At 59.1% G+C, this 16,074-nt stretch carries 14 protein-coding genes and 1 pseudogene; 8 read left to right on the forward strand and 7 right to left on the reverse strand.

Annotated elements, in window-relative coordinates:
- Positions 1 to 35: 35 nt before the first annotated feature.
- The 5 genes from HMPREF9465_RS13690 (at position 36) to HMPREF9465_RS06555 (ending at position 5,447) form a co-directional block, all read left to right on the forward strand.
- Positions 36 to 2,684 (forward strand): collagen-like protein, encoded by a 2,649-nt coding sequence (locus HMPREF9465_RS13690; protein WP_005435274.1) that lies wholly within the window; start codon positions 36 to 38, stop codon positions 2,682 to 2,684.
- The gene (locus tag HMPREF9465_RS06540) at positions 2,684 to 3,463 is read left to right on the forward strand and encodes a hypothetical protein (RefSeq protein WP_005435275.1); all 780 of its coding nucleotides are present in this window, start codon (positions 2,684 to 2,686) and stop codon (positions 3,461 to 3,463) included. The genes HMPREF9465_RS13690 and HMPREF9465_RS06540 overlap by 1 nt, the downstream gene beginning before the upstream one ends.
- Positions 3,464 to 3,467: 4 nt before the next feature.
- The gene (locus tag HMPREF9465_RS06545; RefSeq protein ID WP_005435276.1) at positions 3,468 to 3,932 is read left to right on the forward strand and encodes a DUF4376 domain-containing protein; all 465 of its coding nucleotides are present in this window, start codon (positions 3,468 to 3,470) and stop codon (positions 3,930 to 3,932) included.
- Positions 3,929 to 4,174 carry a hypothetical protein gene (locus HMPREF9465_RS12775; protein WP_038006906.1) on the forward strand — a complete coding sequence of 82 codons (246 nt, stop codon included), beginning with the start codon at positions 3,929 to 3,931 and terminating at the stop codon, positions 4,172 to 4,174. Before HMPREF9465_RS06545 ends, HMPREF9465_RS12775 begins: the two co-directional genes overlap by 4 nt.
- Positions 4,175 to 4,988: 814 nt before the next feature.
- Positions 4,989 to 5,447 carry a DIP1984 family protein gene (locus HMPREF9465_RS06555; protein ID WP_147645262.1) on the forward strand — a complete coding sequence of 153 codons (459 nt, stop codon included), beginning with the start codon at positions 4,989 to 4,991 and terminating at the stop codon, positions 5,445 to 5,447.
- Between the two features lie 325 nt (positions 5,448 to 5,772).
- Here the strand turns inward: HMPREF9465_RS06555 and HMPREF9465_RS06560 are convergent, their stop codons facing one another.
- On the reverse strand, positions 5,773 to 7,092 hold the full coding sequence (locus tag HMPREF9465_RS06560) for an IS200/IS605 family accessory protein TnpB-related protein (RefSeq protein WP_005435278.1): 1,320 nt from the start codon (positions 7,090 to 7,092) through the stop codon (positions 5,773 to 5,775).
- Between the two features lie 875 nt (positions 7,093 to 7,967).
- On the opposite strand from HMPREF9465_RS06560, the pseudogene HMPREF9465_RS12780 reads away from it, so the two are divergent.
- Positions 7,968 to 8,298: pseudogene (locus HMPREF9465_RS12780) on the forward strand (YqhA family protein); the annotation flags it as partial.
- A gap of 187 nt (positions 8,299 to 8,485) precedes the next feature.
- On the opposite strand, the gene HMPREF9465_RS06570 reads toward HMPREF9465_RS12780, so the two are convergent.
- The gene (locus tag HMPREF9465_RS06570; protein ID WP_005435280.1) at positions 8,486 to 9,085 is read right to left on the reverse strand and encodes a LysR family transcriptional regulator; all 600 of its coding nucleotides are present in this window, start codon (positions 9,083 to 9,085) and stop codon (positions 8,486 to 8,488) included.
- 126 nt (positions 9,086 to 9,211) lie between these two features.
- Positions 9,212 to 10,474, reverse strand: a complete 1,263-nt coding sequence (locus HMPREF9465_RS06575) for an ATP-binding protein (RefSeq protein WP_196793864.1) — start codon at positions 10,472 to 10,474, stop codon at positions 9,212 to 9,214.
- 208 nt (positions 10,475 to 10,682) lie between these two features.
- On the opposite strand from HMPREF9465_RS06575, the gene HMPREF9465_RS13910 reads away from it, so the two are divergent.
- Positions 10,683 to 10,805 carry a hypothetical protein gene (locus HMPREF9465_RS13910; protein ID WP_255358820.1) on the forward strand — a complete coding sequence of 41 codons (123 nt, stop codon included), beginning with the start codon at positions 10,683 to 10,685 and terminating at the stop codon, positions 10,803 to 10,805.
- A 136-nt stretch (positions 10,806 to 10,941) separates the two neighbouring features.
- Here HMPREF9465_RS13910 and HMPREF9465_RS06580 read toward each other — a convergent pair whose 3' ends face one another.
- Entirely contained in the window at positions 10,942 to 11,871 is a 930-nt protein-coding gene (locus tag HMPREF9465_RS06580) for a hypothetical protein (protein ID WP_005435283.1), read from the reverse strand.
- 215 nt (positions 11,872 to 12,086) lie between these two features.
- Between HMPREF9465_RS06580 and HMPREF9465_RS06585 the strand changes: the two genes are divergently transcribed.
- Positions 12,087 to 12,599, forward strand: a complete 513-nt coding sequence (locus HMPREF9465_RS06585) for a TIGR00645 family protein (protein WP_005435284.1) — start codon at positions 12,087 to 12,089, stop codon at positions 12,597 to 12,599.
- 99 nt (positions 12,600 to 12,698) lie between these two features.
- On the opposite strand, the gene HMPREF9465_RS12380 is transcribed toward HMPREF9465_RS06585, so the two are convergent.
- The 3 genes from HMPREF9465_RS12380 to HMPREF9465_RS06600 all read right to left on the reverse strand — a co-directional run bounded on the left by HMPREF9465_RS12380 (position 12,699) and on the right by HMPREF9465_RS06600 (position 16,063).
- On the reverse strand, positions 12,699 to 13,592 hold the full coding sequence (locus HMPREF9465_RS12380; RefSeq protein WP_196793865.1) for a LysR family transcriptional regulator: 894 nt from the start codon (positions 13,590 to 13,592) through the stop codon (positions 12,699 to 12,701).
- A 145-nt stretch (positions 13,593 to 13,737) separates the two neighbouring features.
- Positions 13,738 to 15,414 carry a putative transporter gene (locus HMPREF9465_RS06595; RefSeq protein ID WP_005435293.1) on the reverse strand — a complete coding sequence of 559 codons (1,677 nt, stop codon included), beginning with the start codon at positions 15,412 to 15,414 and terminating at the stop codon, positions 13,738 to 13,740.
- Positions 15,415 to 15,538: 124 nt separating this feature from the next.
- Positions 15,539 to 16,063: a UTRA domain-containing protein gene (locus tag HMPREF9465_RS06600; RefSeq protein WP_005435295.1), complete on the reverse strand. Its 525-nt coding sequence runs from the start codon at positions 16,061 to 16,063 to the stop codon at positions 15,539 to 15,541.
- Positions 16,064 to 16,074 lie beyond the last annotated feature (11 nt).

Consider the following 16,074-nt stretch of genomic DNA (forward strand, 5'->3'; position numbering starts at 1 on the left):
TGTGACAAAGTACAGGCATTGCGAGGATTTTTGCCATGTCAGTACAAAACATCACACGCCGAGCAGGGCCGTACGTGGGCACCGGGCTCGTCTCCGCGTACACCTTCGCGTTCAAGGTCTTCCGATCAGAAGACGTGAAGGTGGTTCGGTCCGAGTCCGCTGATGCCAGCGCGCAGGATGAGGCACTTAAGTTCGGCACCGACTACACTGTCAAGCTCAACGCCAACCAGGACGAAAAGGCGGGCGGCACCGTCACGCTTGCCTCCCCATTGGCGGAGGGCTTGCGTCTGTCCATCTTGTCGGCGATTACGCCGGACCAGCAGATGGTGCTCACCAACCATGACGGTATGCTCCCGACGACGCTCAACGACTCTGCGGACAAAGCGATCGCGCTCATCCAGGAGTTGAAGGAAGCAGTCGGCCGCACCCTGCGCGTGCCTGCTTCTTCGGACAAGACGCCCGAGGACCTGACCGAAGAGCTTCTGTCCGCTCAGAACGACGCCCGCAAATACGCCGACGCGGCTCAGCAGTCCGCCGAAGAAGCGAAGAAGTCCGAGCTGAAGACCGCCGAGTACGCCGAAGCCGCAACCGCCATCGTCCCGTTCAAGGCCGAGATCAAGACCGTTGCGGACAACATCGAGACGATCAAGACCGTTGGGCAGAACGTCGAGTCCGTCAAGTCGGTGGCGTCCATCAAGGACGAGACCGTGGCAGTGGCAGGAGCACTTGACGACATCGGTACGGCGGCTGCGCCCGAGAACCTCGAGGCCTATAAGACCGTCGCCTCGATCAAGGATCAGGTCGTCACCGATGCGGAGATCGCCAGCGAGATTATGGCGGTCGCTGGCATGAAGAATCATGTCGTTACCGTATCGACGAACATCGATGACGTGAAGGATGTGTCCGCCAACATGGACAAGATCGGCGCTGTCGCGGGCGATCTGCAGGGTGGCAAGTGCGTGCCCGTGAAGTTCTCCGCAGGGCGTCTGACCGATGAGCCTTCGCAGGACTGCACTGCCGAGGGCGGCAACATCAAGACTGTGGCGGACCACATCGTTGCTGTCGACAAGGTGGCGGGCGCTGTCGATGACGGAACGCTCGAGAAGGCCGCAAACTCTGTTGAGGCAAGCGCAGAGAATGCTCTTCGTGCTGAGGCTGCGCGGGTTGGTGCAGAGTCTGCCAACGCGTCTGCGCAGTCCGCGAAGACATCGGCAGAGCAGTCCGCGGCGTCCGCAGGTTCGAGCGCTACGACTGCGAAGGCGTGGGCAACCCAGATGGGCACGCCTGTCGAGGGCGATCTCTACAGCTCAAAGCACTACGCCGAGGTTGCGTCTGGTGCGGCGGGATCTTCGAGCGAAGTGCTCGCCGAAGTCAAGAAGGCCGGTCAGGATGCCGTCGCGGCCATCACGCAGGAGGGCGGCACGCAGGTTGCCGCTGTCACGGCGGAAGGTCAGAAGCAGGTCAAGGCTGTGGAGACCGCTGGCTCTACGCAAGTCGGTGCCGTCAACGCCGCGGGGGCCGCTCAAGTTAAGGCGGTCGAGACGGCGGGCGCTACGCAGACTGCCAACGCAAAGGCTCAGGCCGATGCCGCGGCGGCTTCTGCTACTGCGGCAGCCAACGCCAAGAAGGCGGCGGAGACGGCCAAGACGGGAGCTGATACGGCCAGGAGCGGTGCGGAGTCAGCAAAGACTGCGGCCGTGACGGCGCAGGGCATGGCCGAGACCGCGGCCAACACTGCGACGACCAAGGCGACTGAGGCTACGACGAAGGCGAGCGAGGCGGCGAAGTCGGCGCAGGCGGCGGCAGAGTCTGCAAAGACGGCGGCCTACGCCATGCGCCTGACGTCGGCCAACATGAGTGCGAGCGGCACTGCTGCAATCTCCTCGCTCACGCCTTCTACCAATGCGAAGGTTGGCGACACGGTGATCGACCCCGATGGCGAGGTCTTCTCGATCACTGCGGTCTCTGGGGGCAACTTCACCGTGGGCGCGAAACTCACGAGCCTCAAGGGCCCTCAGGGCATTCGGGGAGCGAAGGGCGACACGGGTCCTCAGGGCGCTCAGGGACCTCAGGGCCTGAAGGGCGACACGGGACCTCAGGGCGTGCAGGGCCCACGGGGGCCGCAGGGCGACACGGGAGCACCACTCTCGATCAAGGGTAGCTTTCCGACGCTCGACGAGCTTCAGGAGCAGCACCCCGTCGGTCAGCTGGGCGACGCCTACATGGTCGGCACGCACCTCTACTCGTGGAATGGCTCGGCATGGCAGGACGTCGGCGACATCAAAGGCCCTAAGGGCGACAAGGGCGATGTGGGTCCTCAGGGTGTTCAGGGGGTCCAGGGGCCTAAAGGTGACGCGGGCGCAAAGGGTGAGACCGGCGCTACCGGCCCTAAGGGTGCACAAGGGCCGCAGGGTATCCAGGGCATTCAGGGTGAGAGGGGCGCAACTGGCGCGGCAGGTGCCAACGCCACTATCACTGGTGCTACGGCTTCGGTGGACGCCACAACGGGCACGCCTAAGGTGACTGTGACGGTGGGCGGGACCGCTCAGGCAAGGACATTCGCATTCGCTTTCACGGGTCTAAAGGGCGCAACGGGCCCCGCAGGCACGACGACGTGGGCGGGCATCACTGGCAAGCCTGCCTACTTCACTGGCAAGGGCATTTCTATGGGGAGGTTGCCGTAATGGCTTACTCAGCATTTGGGATCAACTACGACACGGCGGCGAAGATCTCTGCCTATGGCGGGGATGCCGAGACGCCCGCCCAACCGATCTGGGCGGAGGACACACATCAGCTGTGGATCGTCCACGGCACGGGCGGAAAGTATCGTGTCGCCATGGCGTCTGAGCTCGCAAGCTACCTGACGACGTCTACCGCTTCGGCCACGTATCTGTCGAAGACGGATGCGGGGAAGACCTATCTGACGCAGGCCAACGCTTCGCAGACGTACCTCACGCAAGCGGCGGCAGGGCAAACGTACTTGTCCAAAGATGACGCCGCTTCCACGTACCTCGGCATCTCGGCTAAGGCGGCTTCTGCTGCCGTGGCCGATAGAGCAACGTCGGCCGATAGCGCTACTACTGCCAATAGCGCTACGACAGCGGATTCGGCAAATTCTGCGGCGTCCGTCCCGTGGACTGGTGTGAGTGGCAAACCGCAACTCATCCCCGGAACGGGTGACGCGGGAACGATCAAGACATACGAGACCGTTGTGGCGGCAACCACCGTGTCAGACACGTCGGCGCGAGCTATGAGCCTTGCCAGTGGCGGCACGCTCACGGTCAACAACGGCTCCAGCAATAAAGCGTGGATCACCGTCGTGGCGCTTGCGGGAACTGCCACGATCACTCTTGGCAGCTCTTGGTCGTGGAGCGGTTCTGCTCCGACGCTTGCGAAGGGGCTTGTCACGCTTGCATGGTACGGGACTTTCGGAGTCGCCACTTTCACCAAATTTGGGAGCTGATTGAATGATTAAGACATGGACGTACAACGGCGTTGCCTACCAGTCTGAATGGCAGGTGCGTCAGGACATTTTCAACAGGGACCATGTGTCCTTTGGCGAAGCGCCAGAAGAAGGCAAGGTCGAGTTCTGGGCGCAGTATGGCGTGACCTACTCTGAAAGAGGGCTGACGCCTGAAGAACAGGAAGCACAGAATCTTGCCATTGCCAAGCGTGAACGTGCAGCACAGGTTGCCTCCATCAAAGTTGTGGTTGATGGTATGACGTTTGATGGTGATGAGGCTGCTCAGTCCCGTATGGCTCGTGCAATCACAGCAGCTGAGACTGCAGGGCTTGAGTCTACTGTTTGGGTGTTGGCGGATAACACAGTGAAGAATGTAACCAAGGCGCAACTTCAACAGGCTTTATCCAAGGCAATGCTTGCCATGGCTGAACTATGGACTAAGCCTTATACAGAGGAACCTAAGGCATGAAACATCCTAATGGATTCCAAGTAATGGTAGCTGTTGATCAACTTGTCAATACTTTACTTGGTGGTTGGGCTGATGAGACGTTAAGTGCTCGGGCCTACCGCCACGCGGAAATCAAAAAGGATCGTCGTTGGCCAATGCGGCTGATCGACGCACTTTTCTTCTGGCAGGAAGGCCATTGCAAGCAGGCTTATGAGTCTGAGCTTTCCAGAGCTCACCTTCCGCAGGAGGAGCGAGATGCTTAACACAAAGATCATGACCCTTTCCGGGCAGGGGTATCGAGATCTATCCACATGGCCTGAATTCACTACCGTCGTATCATTTAGCTACTACAGCGATTGGGGGTATACTGGGATTGACATATGGTCTTACGAGCCACGAGTAATTACCTTGCCGACGGGAGTATCACTTAAGTTTGCAAATTATACGTGCACGGGTTCGAATTGGCCAATTTTGTGCGATATAACGGGCGAAACGGCGCTAGTCCCTCGCGTAATTAAAATTAGCGGTCCCAGCGGGACGCGTAATTGCACCGGAAATCCTATGCAAGTTAATCCCAACCGTATCTCCTTTGATGATGCTGCCAGAGTATTTTCGAACATACATTCAGGATCTACTGAAGATACTATACGCATTAAATTCATAGGCTGGGGGTAACCCTTATACAAAATTAAGAGGCTGTCAATACATGATCAGCTCCCCAATGGCAAGGGCTAACCTGAATTTTTAATAAGCCTTCAAGGGAGCCTCAATTCCCTCGAAGGCTTTTGTTTGATGGTAGCCCGACGCTCACTTTATTGATGTAGATTAAACATCCTTGAGCGATGGGTACAATCCCTAGGGCGACCTCATGTCATTCATGAGATCGCCCTAACACGAAAGGCATGCCGCCCCTCCTATAACAAAACATTTGCTGAGATCTTACCCTTGACCTCCCTCTCCGTGCAAGCTACACTATGTATGAACAAGCGTATGAGATGTGCGTGATTTCTTATGAAATCTCTGATTCTCAGAGAAGTCAGGCCGCCAACTGGGCGACCGAGCTCTGCTGAGGAGAACATGATGAAGCTTGCCGAAGCACTCAACGCCCGCAAGGAGCTCGAGGCGCGCCTCACGCGTCTTGAGGAGAGGCTCCACGCCTCGGCCCGCGTTCAGGAGGGGCTTGAGCCAGACGAGTCACCTGACGCGCTCTATGCCATGCTCGAGAAGGCCGCCGCGGCGCTTGTCGAGATCGTCTCAAGGATCTCCCGCACCAACGTCGAAACCGTTGTCGAGGGCCGCATCCTCGCCGACTGGATCGCCGAACGCGACGTCTCCTGGAGACGCCTGCGCGTGCTCCAAAGCGCCCTCCGGGCCGCCGCCCCGTCCTACGACCGCCACGGCGGTCCCGGCTCGGTCAGGTCGGTGACGACCTTCAGCACCGCCCGCCGCCATGCAGAGCTCGACGCGCTCGCGCTTCGCATCAACGCGATCGACGCCCGCATCCAGCAGGCGAACTGGGAGACCGAGCTACTCTAACGATCATGCCGTCCGGCGAAGCCTCGTGAAGGCGGAGCCGCCGCTGTCAGGCCGGATCGGCCGGAAGCCGCCGGTCAGAACTGCACTTTTACGATTCACTTCCACGCTCGTACTTTCACGGTTCAGCACGAAGCCTTCTTACCACTGGCTCGATTCACGGAATTCGTTCGGACGGCACCCATCCAAAGCCTCGAGGCGCTGCATCTTGTGATGCGGCGCCTTTGTGAATCCTCCCCGCCCAATTATTAATTGGACGGGGCTTCCCTGCCTTTTACCAGCAAGGACTGCCTGGGCACAGATAGCGGGCAAACTCAGAAATCTGCGCTCACATGGAGCGCAGCTCCGCGTTAACCCGAATTAGAGTGTCCAGGGTGCGTGTGATCCTCGTAGCGCATGACGGAACTTTAGCCGCAATGCGCCGCCATCTCGTTGCCGAAATGGACTTCTCGTACTCCCTGAGGAAGTACCGAGCTCCGATGTTGTACGAAGCTGACAGGTCGCACGAATAGCGCTTCCCCGTCTGGAACGTACACATGCTGTAGTTGTCCGTGTCTCTCGTAACCTCACCGGTTCCGTCAAAGGCCAGCTTCGATGTATTCCAAGCACACACGCGACGAATGCGGGTACCGCAACGATGTGCCTGGTGCTCCACGATCTGCTGGACATACTTGGCACGCCAGTGATGAAGCCGCTGACGCTTGGAGCCACGTTTGCGCCCGGCGAGATCGAGGTGTTCCATGACGATGACGTCGACCTTGAACTCGTTTGCAACCGTCATGATGAAGCCTGCCGTCTTGACGGCGATGTCCTTGTTGACCCCCTTTGCTCTCGCCCAAAGCCTCGGCATGCGTTTTGCGCCGTTGCTTTGAGCTTTCCTGATGCGCCGCAAGGCACGTTCCAAAGAGTCTTGCTCTACCGGCAGCTTCTTAAAACGTCTGCCGATGATAGTGCCCTTTGAATCCATGACCGAGCACACGCATGCATTGTTGATCCCAAGATCAACGCCAAGGACGCGCTGCGTGTCAAGAGACACCTTATCCAGAATAACCTTCTCCTCAAAAGAGAAGTCCAGATACCATTTCTTCCCGCGCTTTCTCAATGCCGGCGACAATTCGTTGCGGGTAGCGCAATGAAGTGCAATGTAATCGACATCGTGCTTGTCGAGCTCGACATCAACCCAGTCCCAAGTATTGCGAATGCGAACTTTGAGTTTCACGCTGTTGCGTCCGGCTCTGATGAACGTATTATCGCGGTACATGACCGGAAAGCTTCTGCCGGCCTTCGGCAGACCGGGCTGCCGGCCCTTTTGCCCCGGCTTCGCTTTCCATTGAGCCAGATGCGTTTGATACGACGACACCTGTCCGTATGCCGCCATGATGGCGGCTCGGCGAAGGTAGCACGGAAATTTCACGAAGTCGTGGCAGAAGTTGTAAGGCGTCATCAGACGCTTTTTCGTACGAACGCTCAGACCTTCGGCAACACGAATGCAATCGTTGGCACGACTGAGATTGGCGAAGTGAGTATTCCAATTCGCAATCACGAGTTCGATGAAGTAATCCACGGCGTGGCGATACACCTCAACCGTGTCGTCAAAGACACGGTTGAAGTTGCGCAAACGCACGGAGTAAGTGGACGTGATCTTCATCGTTGCATGGCGATGGGTTGGCGAGAATACTCCGTATGGTATCAAGCATCACACAACCTGACGCAATTAATCGACAATTCTATGAGCTCAAGCAAAAGTGCTGCATTAGAATCGCAAAATGATCCTGTGATTTTGCGCTCTTTTTACTATTTAATACCTGTGCAAGAAGGGATTTGTGAACTTATCCACTGGATCATCTTGAATAACTTGAGATTGACTGACTTCGTCAGCCCCGCTTGACCCCACCCATGTGTGCCACATGGATGGGGAATGCGCGGGGAATCCGTTCAAGGCGTCCGAAGGCGGGCGGACAATTCTTGTTGCACTTTTCACTGTATGCCCGGTTCTGGAAATGCGACCTCCTGACGGGAACTGAATTGATCGAGCACTGAACGAGTCGTTTTGTAGGAGGCGGGGGCGGGAAGGCAAGATGAGGCGAAATGCGTGCGGTTTCGTCCGTTCTTTTTGTGCGTACGGCAGTGAATCTCGTGAGCTCCAACGGGTTTCGCGTGTGCGATGAATTCTTGGTTTTTCTTGATGCAGAGTGCTTGAGCGTGAGCGGATGTGTGACCTTATGGGCGTCTCCTGCCCTTCTTGCATTGTCGGCTCCCGCTTCGTGTGAACGATCTGCAGAATCGTTTGCTTGACGAGGCGTTTGAGTTCGAACGCGCTCTGCAATGCGATGCTCGGGCCTGTTCCCGGGCGTCTGCAGCAGGCAGCATGCGTACCTCAGGAAACCGCTGAAGAAAAAGCGGGAATACCGTCATCCGGGATGGACGCACGAAGAAGCCTGCATGTTGTAGAAACTGTGGCCCTCGTGCTATCGGCTTGTGTGTGTCGATAGTTTTTTCAGACTTCGCTCATACGGGACGCCCATGGAATCGTTCTTCGAAAAACTCTTCTACAGCGCGCTGGATTCTTGCGCCGTTCTTTCTCGGCCTGTCGCTTGCGCTTCTGGCGCTGGCGCTCAAGTTCTTCCATGAGGTCTGGCACGTGCTGCCGCACGTCTTCGAGCTCTCGGAGTCCGACCTCATCCTCTCGCTTCTTTCGATGGTCGACATGGGCCTGGTGGGCGGCCTGATCATGATGGTCATGTACTCGTCCTACGAGAACTTCGTTTCGAGGCTTGACCTTGACGAGAAGGATTCGGAGCGTCTCGGCTGGCTCGGCAAGATGGACGCGGGCAGCCTCAAGAACAAGGTGGCCTTATGTTAGTTGGAATTTATTCCCGTTTCTTTTGAAAATGATTTCAAAGGTGGAATTGATTCCAAGAAACATAAGTGAACGTGTTGGTCTCCAACGCGCTCGAATGAAGCGGCGCGGCTTGGCGGCCATCCATTGCGCGAAGGCCAGGCGAAGCGCGTGGCGCATGAAGTCGGCGGGCGGCGAGGGCTCAACCGCCTTTCGGTGAAAGAAGGAGACGGTGAGGGGAGAAAGCGGAAAGAGCGCAGGGTGAAGTGCGTCGAGGGCGGCCTGCGTAGAGGCTGTCCTCAATGACGCTCAAGGGAGAGAGGGTCAAAGCGTCATTGCGTCCCTTGAGCGCATCGATGCCGAAGAAGTCGCAGAGCGTCACTCGCTCGGGTGAAATGCCGAGACCGCCGAGCTTTTCGAGAAGAAAGCCTTCGTCCTGCACGGTGGTGAGCCACTCGCTTTGGGCGAACACCGTTTTGAGATCCGCATCGGGCGCGAGCACCGGATGGCCGGGGGCCGCGACGATGCCGTGGTCGACCTCAAAGAGCGGCTCCTCGACGAGCGCGGAAAGTTCTGCAGTCTGAGAAAAAGCCGCTCGTGAAGACGAGCTTGACGGCGGGTCGGCGGCATTGAGCCTCAGGTTCAGAGCGCTGCGCTCAAAGAGCGGTGCGCCGAGATCCGACTCGAGCTGGCCGATGGATTTGGCGACCGTCGACGGCGTGAGACAGAGCTTCTTGGCCGCCGGGCGCACGCCGCCCGTGGACACGATGGCCAGAAACGCCTTGATTTGACGAATTTTCATGAAGAACCTCAGGGCGGCTGCCCGAGGCGATGGATCGAAGGATGACGGTACCTGCATCCATTGTCTCGAATATCGCGCAATGGGAGCCATGCAGGCCAGGTGCCGTCGCCGGCGGCGAGAAGAGCCTCACGGCTTTCGCGTCAGCAACCATTCCAACGCATTGCACTGCCGGATGCCGTCGTGATCCATGTCCGGGTCGTCGTCGAGGGTGAGCAGGAGTTTCGGATAATGGTCCTTGATATTCTGCAAGGGCCTCAATTCCCGTGCAAGGGTGTCGGGATCCCGCACGGTTGCCGACACTTGGATGTATTGGTAGCCGTCAGCCGATTTGGCAACGAAGTCCACTTCCGTCTGATCGACGCGCCCGACGTAGACTTCAAATCCGCGGCGCAGCAATTCGAGATAGACCACATTTTCCAGCGTGTGCCCAACATCCATCGCCTTGTTGCCGAGCACCGTTCGGCGAAGCCCAAGGTCAACCAGATAGTATTTCTCCAAACGGGCCAGCTCAGCCTTACCGTGAATGTCGAAGCGTCTCGCTTCATAGAGTACAAAGCAGTCCATCAACGCATTGAGGTACTTGTCGACGGTTTTGACGTCGCACTTTCGACCCTGTGCATTCAGGTAGTCCGCAATTCGTTTGGGTGCAACAAGGCTCCCAATATTCTCAAAGAGAAAGCGACAAATGCTCAGAAGGAGCGACGTGTCCGAGAGCTTCAGCCGCAGCGCCAAATCCTTGAGCAGGATTGTGCTGAAGACTCCCTCATAATAAGTGCGCACCGCCTCGGCATTGGGAAGAGAGAGCGCATAAGGGAAGGAGCCGACTTCCAGATATCGGCGATAGCTTTTACTGAGCGAACCATTGGCGTGAGTGCCTTCAACAAACTCGCCGAAGGACATCGGGAGCATCTTGATTTCGACATACCTCCCGCTCAACAGTGTGGCGAGGTCTGAGGACAGCATCGTGCCGTTTGATCCCGTCAAATAGATGTCGACATTGTCGCGAATGTAGAGGCTGTCGATGACGCGCTGGAAATCCGAAACGTTTTGGATTTCGTCGAGAAAGAAATAGACGGTCTTTCCGGGCTGTAGCTTCGACTTCAGATAGGCATGCAGGGCTTTCGGGTCGGTCAGCTCAATGGCGTCATAGTCTTCGAAGTTGATGCGAACGATCCGCTCGTCTTCAATGCCACCTGCCTTCAGCTCATTGATGAAGAGCGTCATCAAGGTGGTCTTTCCGCATCGACGGACGCCCGTGATGACTTTGATGAGCTGGGTGTCTCGAAATGTGCGCAGCTGGCGCAGATAGTATTTTCTTGGAATCAGTTCCATCTTAGACGTGTTTTGCAAAGGAGTTGGACTAAATTCCAATATAACATGGGTCTGCATGGGTGGTTGGCTTTGGAGCCGTTCAGTTGCTTCTGTTTGTTCCAAGTCGGCATTCAGGTGGTGTTCGGGTCTGGGTTGCGCAAGCTTGGAAACGAAGCGGCCTTCCGTCTGCAGAGCTAACGTGCGAACGAAAGGCCGCGGAGGAGTCTTCAGATGTCGGCGCAAGCCTTATGCGGCGGCGAGTTCGCGGCCGACGAGCCAACCCCAGGTGGCGATCCTTCGCCTGCACGATACGAAGCGCTCGCTCGCCGATGCGCTTCTTGAGGGCGCCGACATGTCGAGCCGTCTCTCGAAGGAGGAGCTCCTCAAGCTCCTTTCCGACCAAGGCTGACAACCTCAGACACATGGCGATGGACGCCCCGCCGAACGACATGCGTTCGGCGGGCGCAGACGAACACGAACGGAGAAATCGATGGGCGATGCGACCTCGACGACGCTTGACCTCTCAGACCTGACGGACGTTGAGCCTAAACAACCTCTCCACTGAAGTGGGAGGGTTTCGATACAGTCGAGGCTTTTCGCCTCGGGGTTGCCCCCGATTTGCCGTCACTCCGACCACGAAATCCTTGCTGACGCAGCCCTTGTACGGCAAGGGACGGAATCCCCCGCCGTCGGAACCTCCCGAACTCGCGCTCGGTGATTCCTTCTCGGGCTTGAATGACTGCGACACCGGCGTCAAGCCATGCTGTTACTCCGGCTGGAACGGCTTCACGGATCCGTTCCGGGGCGTAGGCTTGATTTTCAAGATCTGCGTACAACAGGTTCAGACAAGCCGCCGCATCGCGGTCGATCCGTCGATCGTCGTCATCTTCACCCAGTCGCGCGCGGCGCTCCCAAAGTTCGTGCTTGACAAACGTGTCCGTCAGCAGATTGTGCTGAGAGGGCTTGAGTTTCTTTGGCGATACGACTTCCACCAACAAACCGGCGCTTTCAGCCTTGCTTGCGAGTTGAGCGTATAACGCTGCCGGCGCATGTCGCCCGATGGCCTTGCCGAAGCGTCCCTTCTGGAACGCCTTATAGCTGTTGTCCTCCACAATGATGTGACCTGCATGGCCGAGAAGCCGGTTGCAGACTTCACCGTGCTCGCGTTTTCGCGTGGCGGCGCAAAGACGAAGCATCTCCGCAAGTTCCGACCGGAGCTTTTCGTAGCGTTTCGAGAAACGCCACTGAAGCCTTCCGGACTTCACCTTCAGAGACTTGTGCTTCTTGCCGTGACGAACCACCTCAACCGTTTCGTAGTTGTCGGGATTCGTCGCTTGGCGGCTGCGCTCCATCGCACGCTGAAGCTTGCGCACGGCACGGTGATCCGTGTCCGCGCTTGGCGCAATCTGCACTTTGGCAATTGTCCCGTCCTCAGTCGCATAGGTGAGCGCCCCGAGTCCCAGATCAATGGCCATGCGCAGATCCTTGCCGGCGTAGGCGTGCTTCAGAGGTCCCTGCTCCGGGAGCAGTGGACGACTGCACAGACGCCATCCTCCGTTGCCTCTTCGGCATGCAGTCATTCGGAAGGGACGCACGAAGAAGGCTGCATGTTGTAAAATCAGCGGACCTCGTGCTATCGGCTCATGTATGTCGATAGCTTTTTTCAGACTTCGTTCATACGGGACGACCCATGGAATCGCTTTTCGAAAAACTCTTTTACAGCGCGCGCTGGATTCTTGCGCCGCTCTTTCTCGGCCTTTCGCTTGCGCTTCTGGCACTTGCGCTCAAGTTCTTTCAGGAGGTCTGGCACGTGCTGCCGCACGTCTTCGAGCTCTCTGAGTCCGATCTCATCCTCTCGCTTCTCTCGATGGTCGACATGGGCCTTGTGGGCGGCCTGATCGTGATGGTCATGTACTCTTCCTACGAGAACTTCGTCTCCAGGCTCGACCTTGACGAAAAGGATTCGGAGCGCCTCGGCTGGCTCGGCAAGATGGACGCAGGCAGCCTCAAGAACAAGGTGGCGGCGAGCATCGTGGCGATCTCCTCGATCCACCTTCTGAGGATCTTCATGAACATCAGCACGATCGAGAACGACAAGCTGCTCTGGTATGTGATCGTCCATTTGACCTTCGTTCTCTCAGCTCTCGTGATGTGCTGGATCGACCTGCTGACGCGCAAGGCACACCAGCACGACGGGCACTGACGAACCCTGACGCTCGGGGATCGCATTTCAGCTCGAGGAAAACGGCCGCTTCGGATCTTCCGGGCGGCCGTTTTTGTCCGTGTCCTTCCCGGCCTGCCGTCAGGCGATCGGTTCGATGCTGCAGGCCTGGAAAAAGGCGCTGCGAAGCGCGCCTTCGGCGTCCCTGCGCCAGACGGCCCAGATCTTTTGGCTGTCCGCAAGCTCGGTGGAGGCGGGCTTCATGATTTCGACGAGGTCTCCCCTGAGGATCTCCTCGCGCACCGAAAGGTAGGGAAGGAGTGCGACGCCGAGTCCCGTGCCCGCCGCGCGCTTAACGGCGCCCATGGTGTCCATCGTGACGGAGTGGCGGATGCGGATGCCTCTGGCCTCGAGGTGCGCGAGGACGTCGCGCTGCGTGCGCTGCTCGCGCTCGAGCACCCAGGTGGCGTCGGAAAGTTCGCGGGCGGTGACGTAGGCGGACATCAGCGGACTGCCGAGGCCGACCACGAAGGCGAAGCGGTCCTCGAAGCACGGAAAGCCGTCGAGGTCGGGATTCGTGGGGCGTCCGCTGATGAAGCCGACGTCGATCAGGTGGCCAGCGACCGCGTCCTCGACGACGTCGTTGTCCTCGATCATGAGGCTTGTCTCGATGGCGGGCATCCTGCGCTTCATGTGCATCAGGCGTCTCGAGAGCACGTAGATGCCGAAGCGCCTGTTGGCGCCGACGGCTAGCGTGCCCGCACGGCCTTCGCCAGCTTCTGCAAAGAGCGCCTCCACCTCGTCGGCCTTGTCGACGAGAAGCGTGGCGTAGGGCAGGAGCGTGAGTGCGGCGGGCGTGGGCGTGAGGCCCTTGCTCTCGCGAACGAAGAGGCGGGCTCCAAGAGCGCTCTCGAGCTCCTTGAGCGACTGGCTCACGGCCGATGGCGACAGGTGCAGGCGTGCGGCGGAGGCCGAGACGCGGTGCGTCTCGTAAAGACTTCGGAAGACGGAGAGCTGTCGGAGCGTGATTCTCATGGGCTGCTGTCGGTTCGGGATGAAGACGTCGGGTGCGGACGTGCCGCAGGCATTCATCGTACACCTGAAAGGCCGCCGTCGGAGCGCTTCCGGCGGCGGCCTTCGGTTTGTCTGCGACTGGCTTTCAGTGTGACCTTCGCCTCTTTCAGAGGAACGGCCAGAGGATGACGAGGATGAGCTGCCCCATCAGGATCCTCAGGAACATGGCGAGCGGGTAGACGGTCGAGTAGGCAACGGCCGAGGAGTTGCGCTCGGAGAGCGTGCCCGCGTAGGCGAGGGCGGGAGGATCGGTGGTGGCGCCCGCCATCAGGCCCACGATGCTGTGGTAGTTGATGTGCAGGAAGCGCCTTGCGATCACGCCCACGATGAGAAGCGGGATTACGGTGATGAGGACGCCGAGCGCCATGTAGAGCGGCCCGTTGCCGTCGGTCATGGCGGCGACGAAGCCGTCGCCTGTGGCAAGGCCCACGGAGGCGAGGAAGAGACAGATGCCGGTCTCGCGCATCATCATGTTGGCTGACGGCGTCGTGAAGGTGACGAGCCGCATGGTCGGACCGAAGCGGCCGAGCAGGATGGCGACGATGAGCGGACCGCCCGCGAGGCCGAGCTTGAGCGGGACGGGCAGGCCGGGCACGGCAAACGGCACGCTGCCGACGATGACGCCGAGCAGAAGCCCGATGAAGATCGTGATGATGTTCGGATGGTCGAGCTTCTTCACCTGGTTGCCAAGCTTGGCCTCCATGCGCGCGACGGCCGTCTCGGGACCCACGCAGTAGACCTGGTCGCCCACCTGAAGGTGGAGCTTCGCGGACGGAAAGAGCGTCATGCCCGCGCGGAAGACGCGGGTAATGTTGACGCCGTCCAGACGGTTGAGTGCGAGATCCTCGATGCGCATGCCGTTGACGGATTCGCGCGTGACCATGAGCGTGCGCACGACGAGTGGAGACTTCTCCTCGGCGAGGTCGATGTCGGTGCGCTCGCGTCCGAAGAAGGCGACGATCGCCTCCTTGACGTCGGGCTGGCTCACGATGCGCAGGCAGTCGTCCATGTGCAGGACGGTCGAGCCGTTGGGACTCGAGATGCTGCTGCCCGAGAGGATTCGGGAGGCGATGAAGCCGCGGCTGATGAAGTTCCTCACCTGTTCGATCGTGCGGCCTTCGAGCGCCCGGTTGCTGACCTCGACGTGGAAGAAGACGGGTTCCTGATGGTGGGCCCGCTCTTCGGCGTCCCACGCCTTGTCCTCTTCGGCAAGCTTGATCCGGAAGATAAAGCGGATGAGGATCGCGGAGCCGATCGTGCCGATGACGCCGAGCGGATAGGCGCATGCGTAGGCAACGGCGATGTTCTCACCCGTGTACTTGAAGAGCTCGAGCGTTTCCTGAGTGGCGCCGAGACCGGGCGTGTTCGTGACGGCGCCATAGTGGACGCCGAGCATCTGCGGCAACGACAGCGTGTCCTTGAAGAGGATGTAGAGCGCGATCGTCACGGCGACGCCAAGGAGCACCTGCAGGACGGTGAGGAGATTGAGTACCATGCCGCCGCTCTTGAAGGACGAAAAGAACGAGGGGCCCACCTGAAGACCGATGAAGTAGATGAAGACGGTGAGTCCGAAGTCGCGCAGGAAGTAGAGCACGGCGGGATTCACGGTGAAGCCGAAGTGCCCCGCGGCAATGGCCGCGAAGAGCACGAAGGTGACGCCAAGTGAGACGCCGAAGAGCCGGATGCGCCCGAGCAGCGCGCCTACGGCGATCACAAGCGAGTAAACGAGAATGATGTGAGGGACGGAGGAGACGTCCGTGAGCAGATGAGCCAGCCAGTCCATTGCAAGAAAACCCGATCGGTGAGGTTCTGTCCTGATGCCTTGGGAAAGGCGCGCATTTTACGCCAACGGAAGCGATACGAGAATCGGGTTTTCCCTTGGGCGGGGGCGCCGTCGGCTCCCGCTGCTAGATCACGACGTCGAAGGAGACGAGTGTGCGCTCGATGCGGCCGCGGTTGATGCGGTACTCGACGGGTTCCTTCGTGATGTCGTAGGAGACGCGGTCCGTGCGCAGCATCTCGAGCCCCTCGGGCAGGTCGAGGCTGCGGGCCGCATCCGCCGCCACGCGCTCGAAGCGGACCTTGCATTTCTGGCGGATGATGCCAATGCCGAACTCGCGGTCGTAGAACTTGTAGAGCGTGTCGTCCTCAAGAAATCCCTTCGTGAAGCGCTCGGGCGTGAGGCCCGCAAAGCGCTCCATGAGGATGACGGGCGCCTTTCTCGGCAAACCCGGGGCATCGGCCACGAAGTCGGGCGCGGCGACGGTCGAGATCGAGACGAGCTCCTTGCGCGTGCCGCGCGACCTGCCGTCAAGCCCCGAAATGATGTGGAAGGGATTCCTGTTGCCGGTGCCCTTGTACGTCCCGAGCCCTCGCGCCTGCTGATGACGCCTTCGTCCTCGAGCCCGCCCAGGCGCGCGGACGCGTTCCATCCTGCAACCTC

It is taken from the genome of Sutterella wadsworthensis 2_1_59BFAA (assembly GCF_000297775.1).
Classification (GTDB): Bacteria; Pseudomonadota; Gammaproteobacteria; order Burkholderiales; family Burkholderiaceae_F; genus Sutterella; species Sutterella wadsworthensis_A.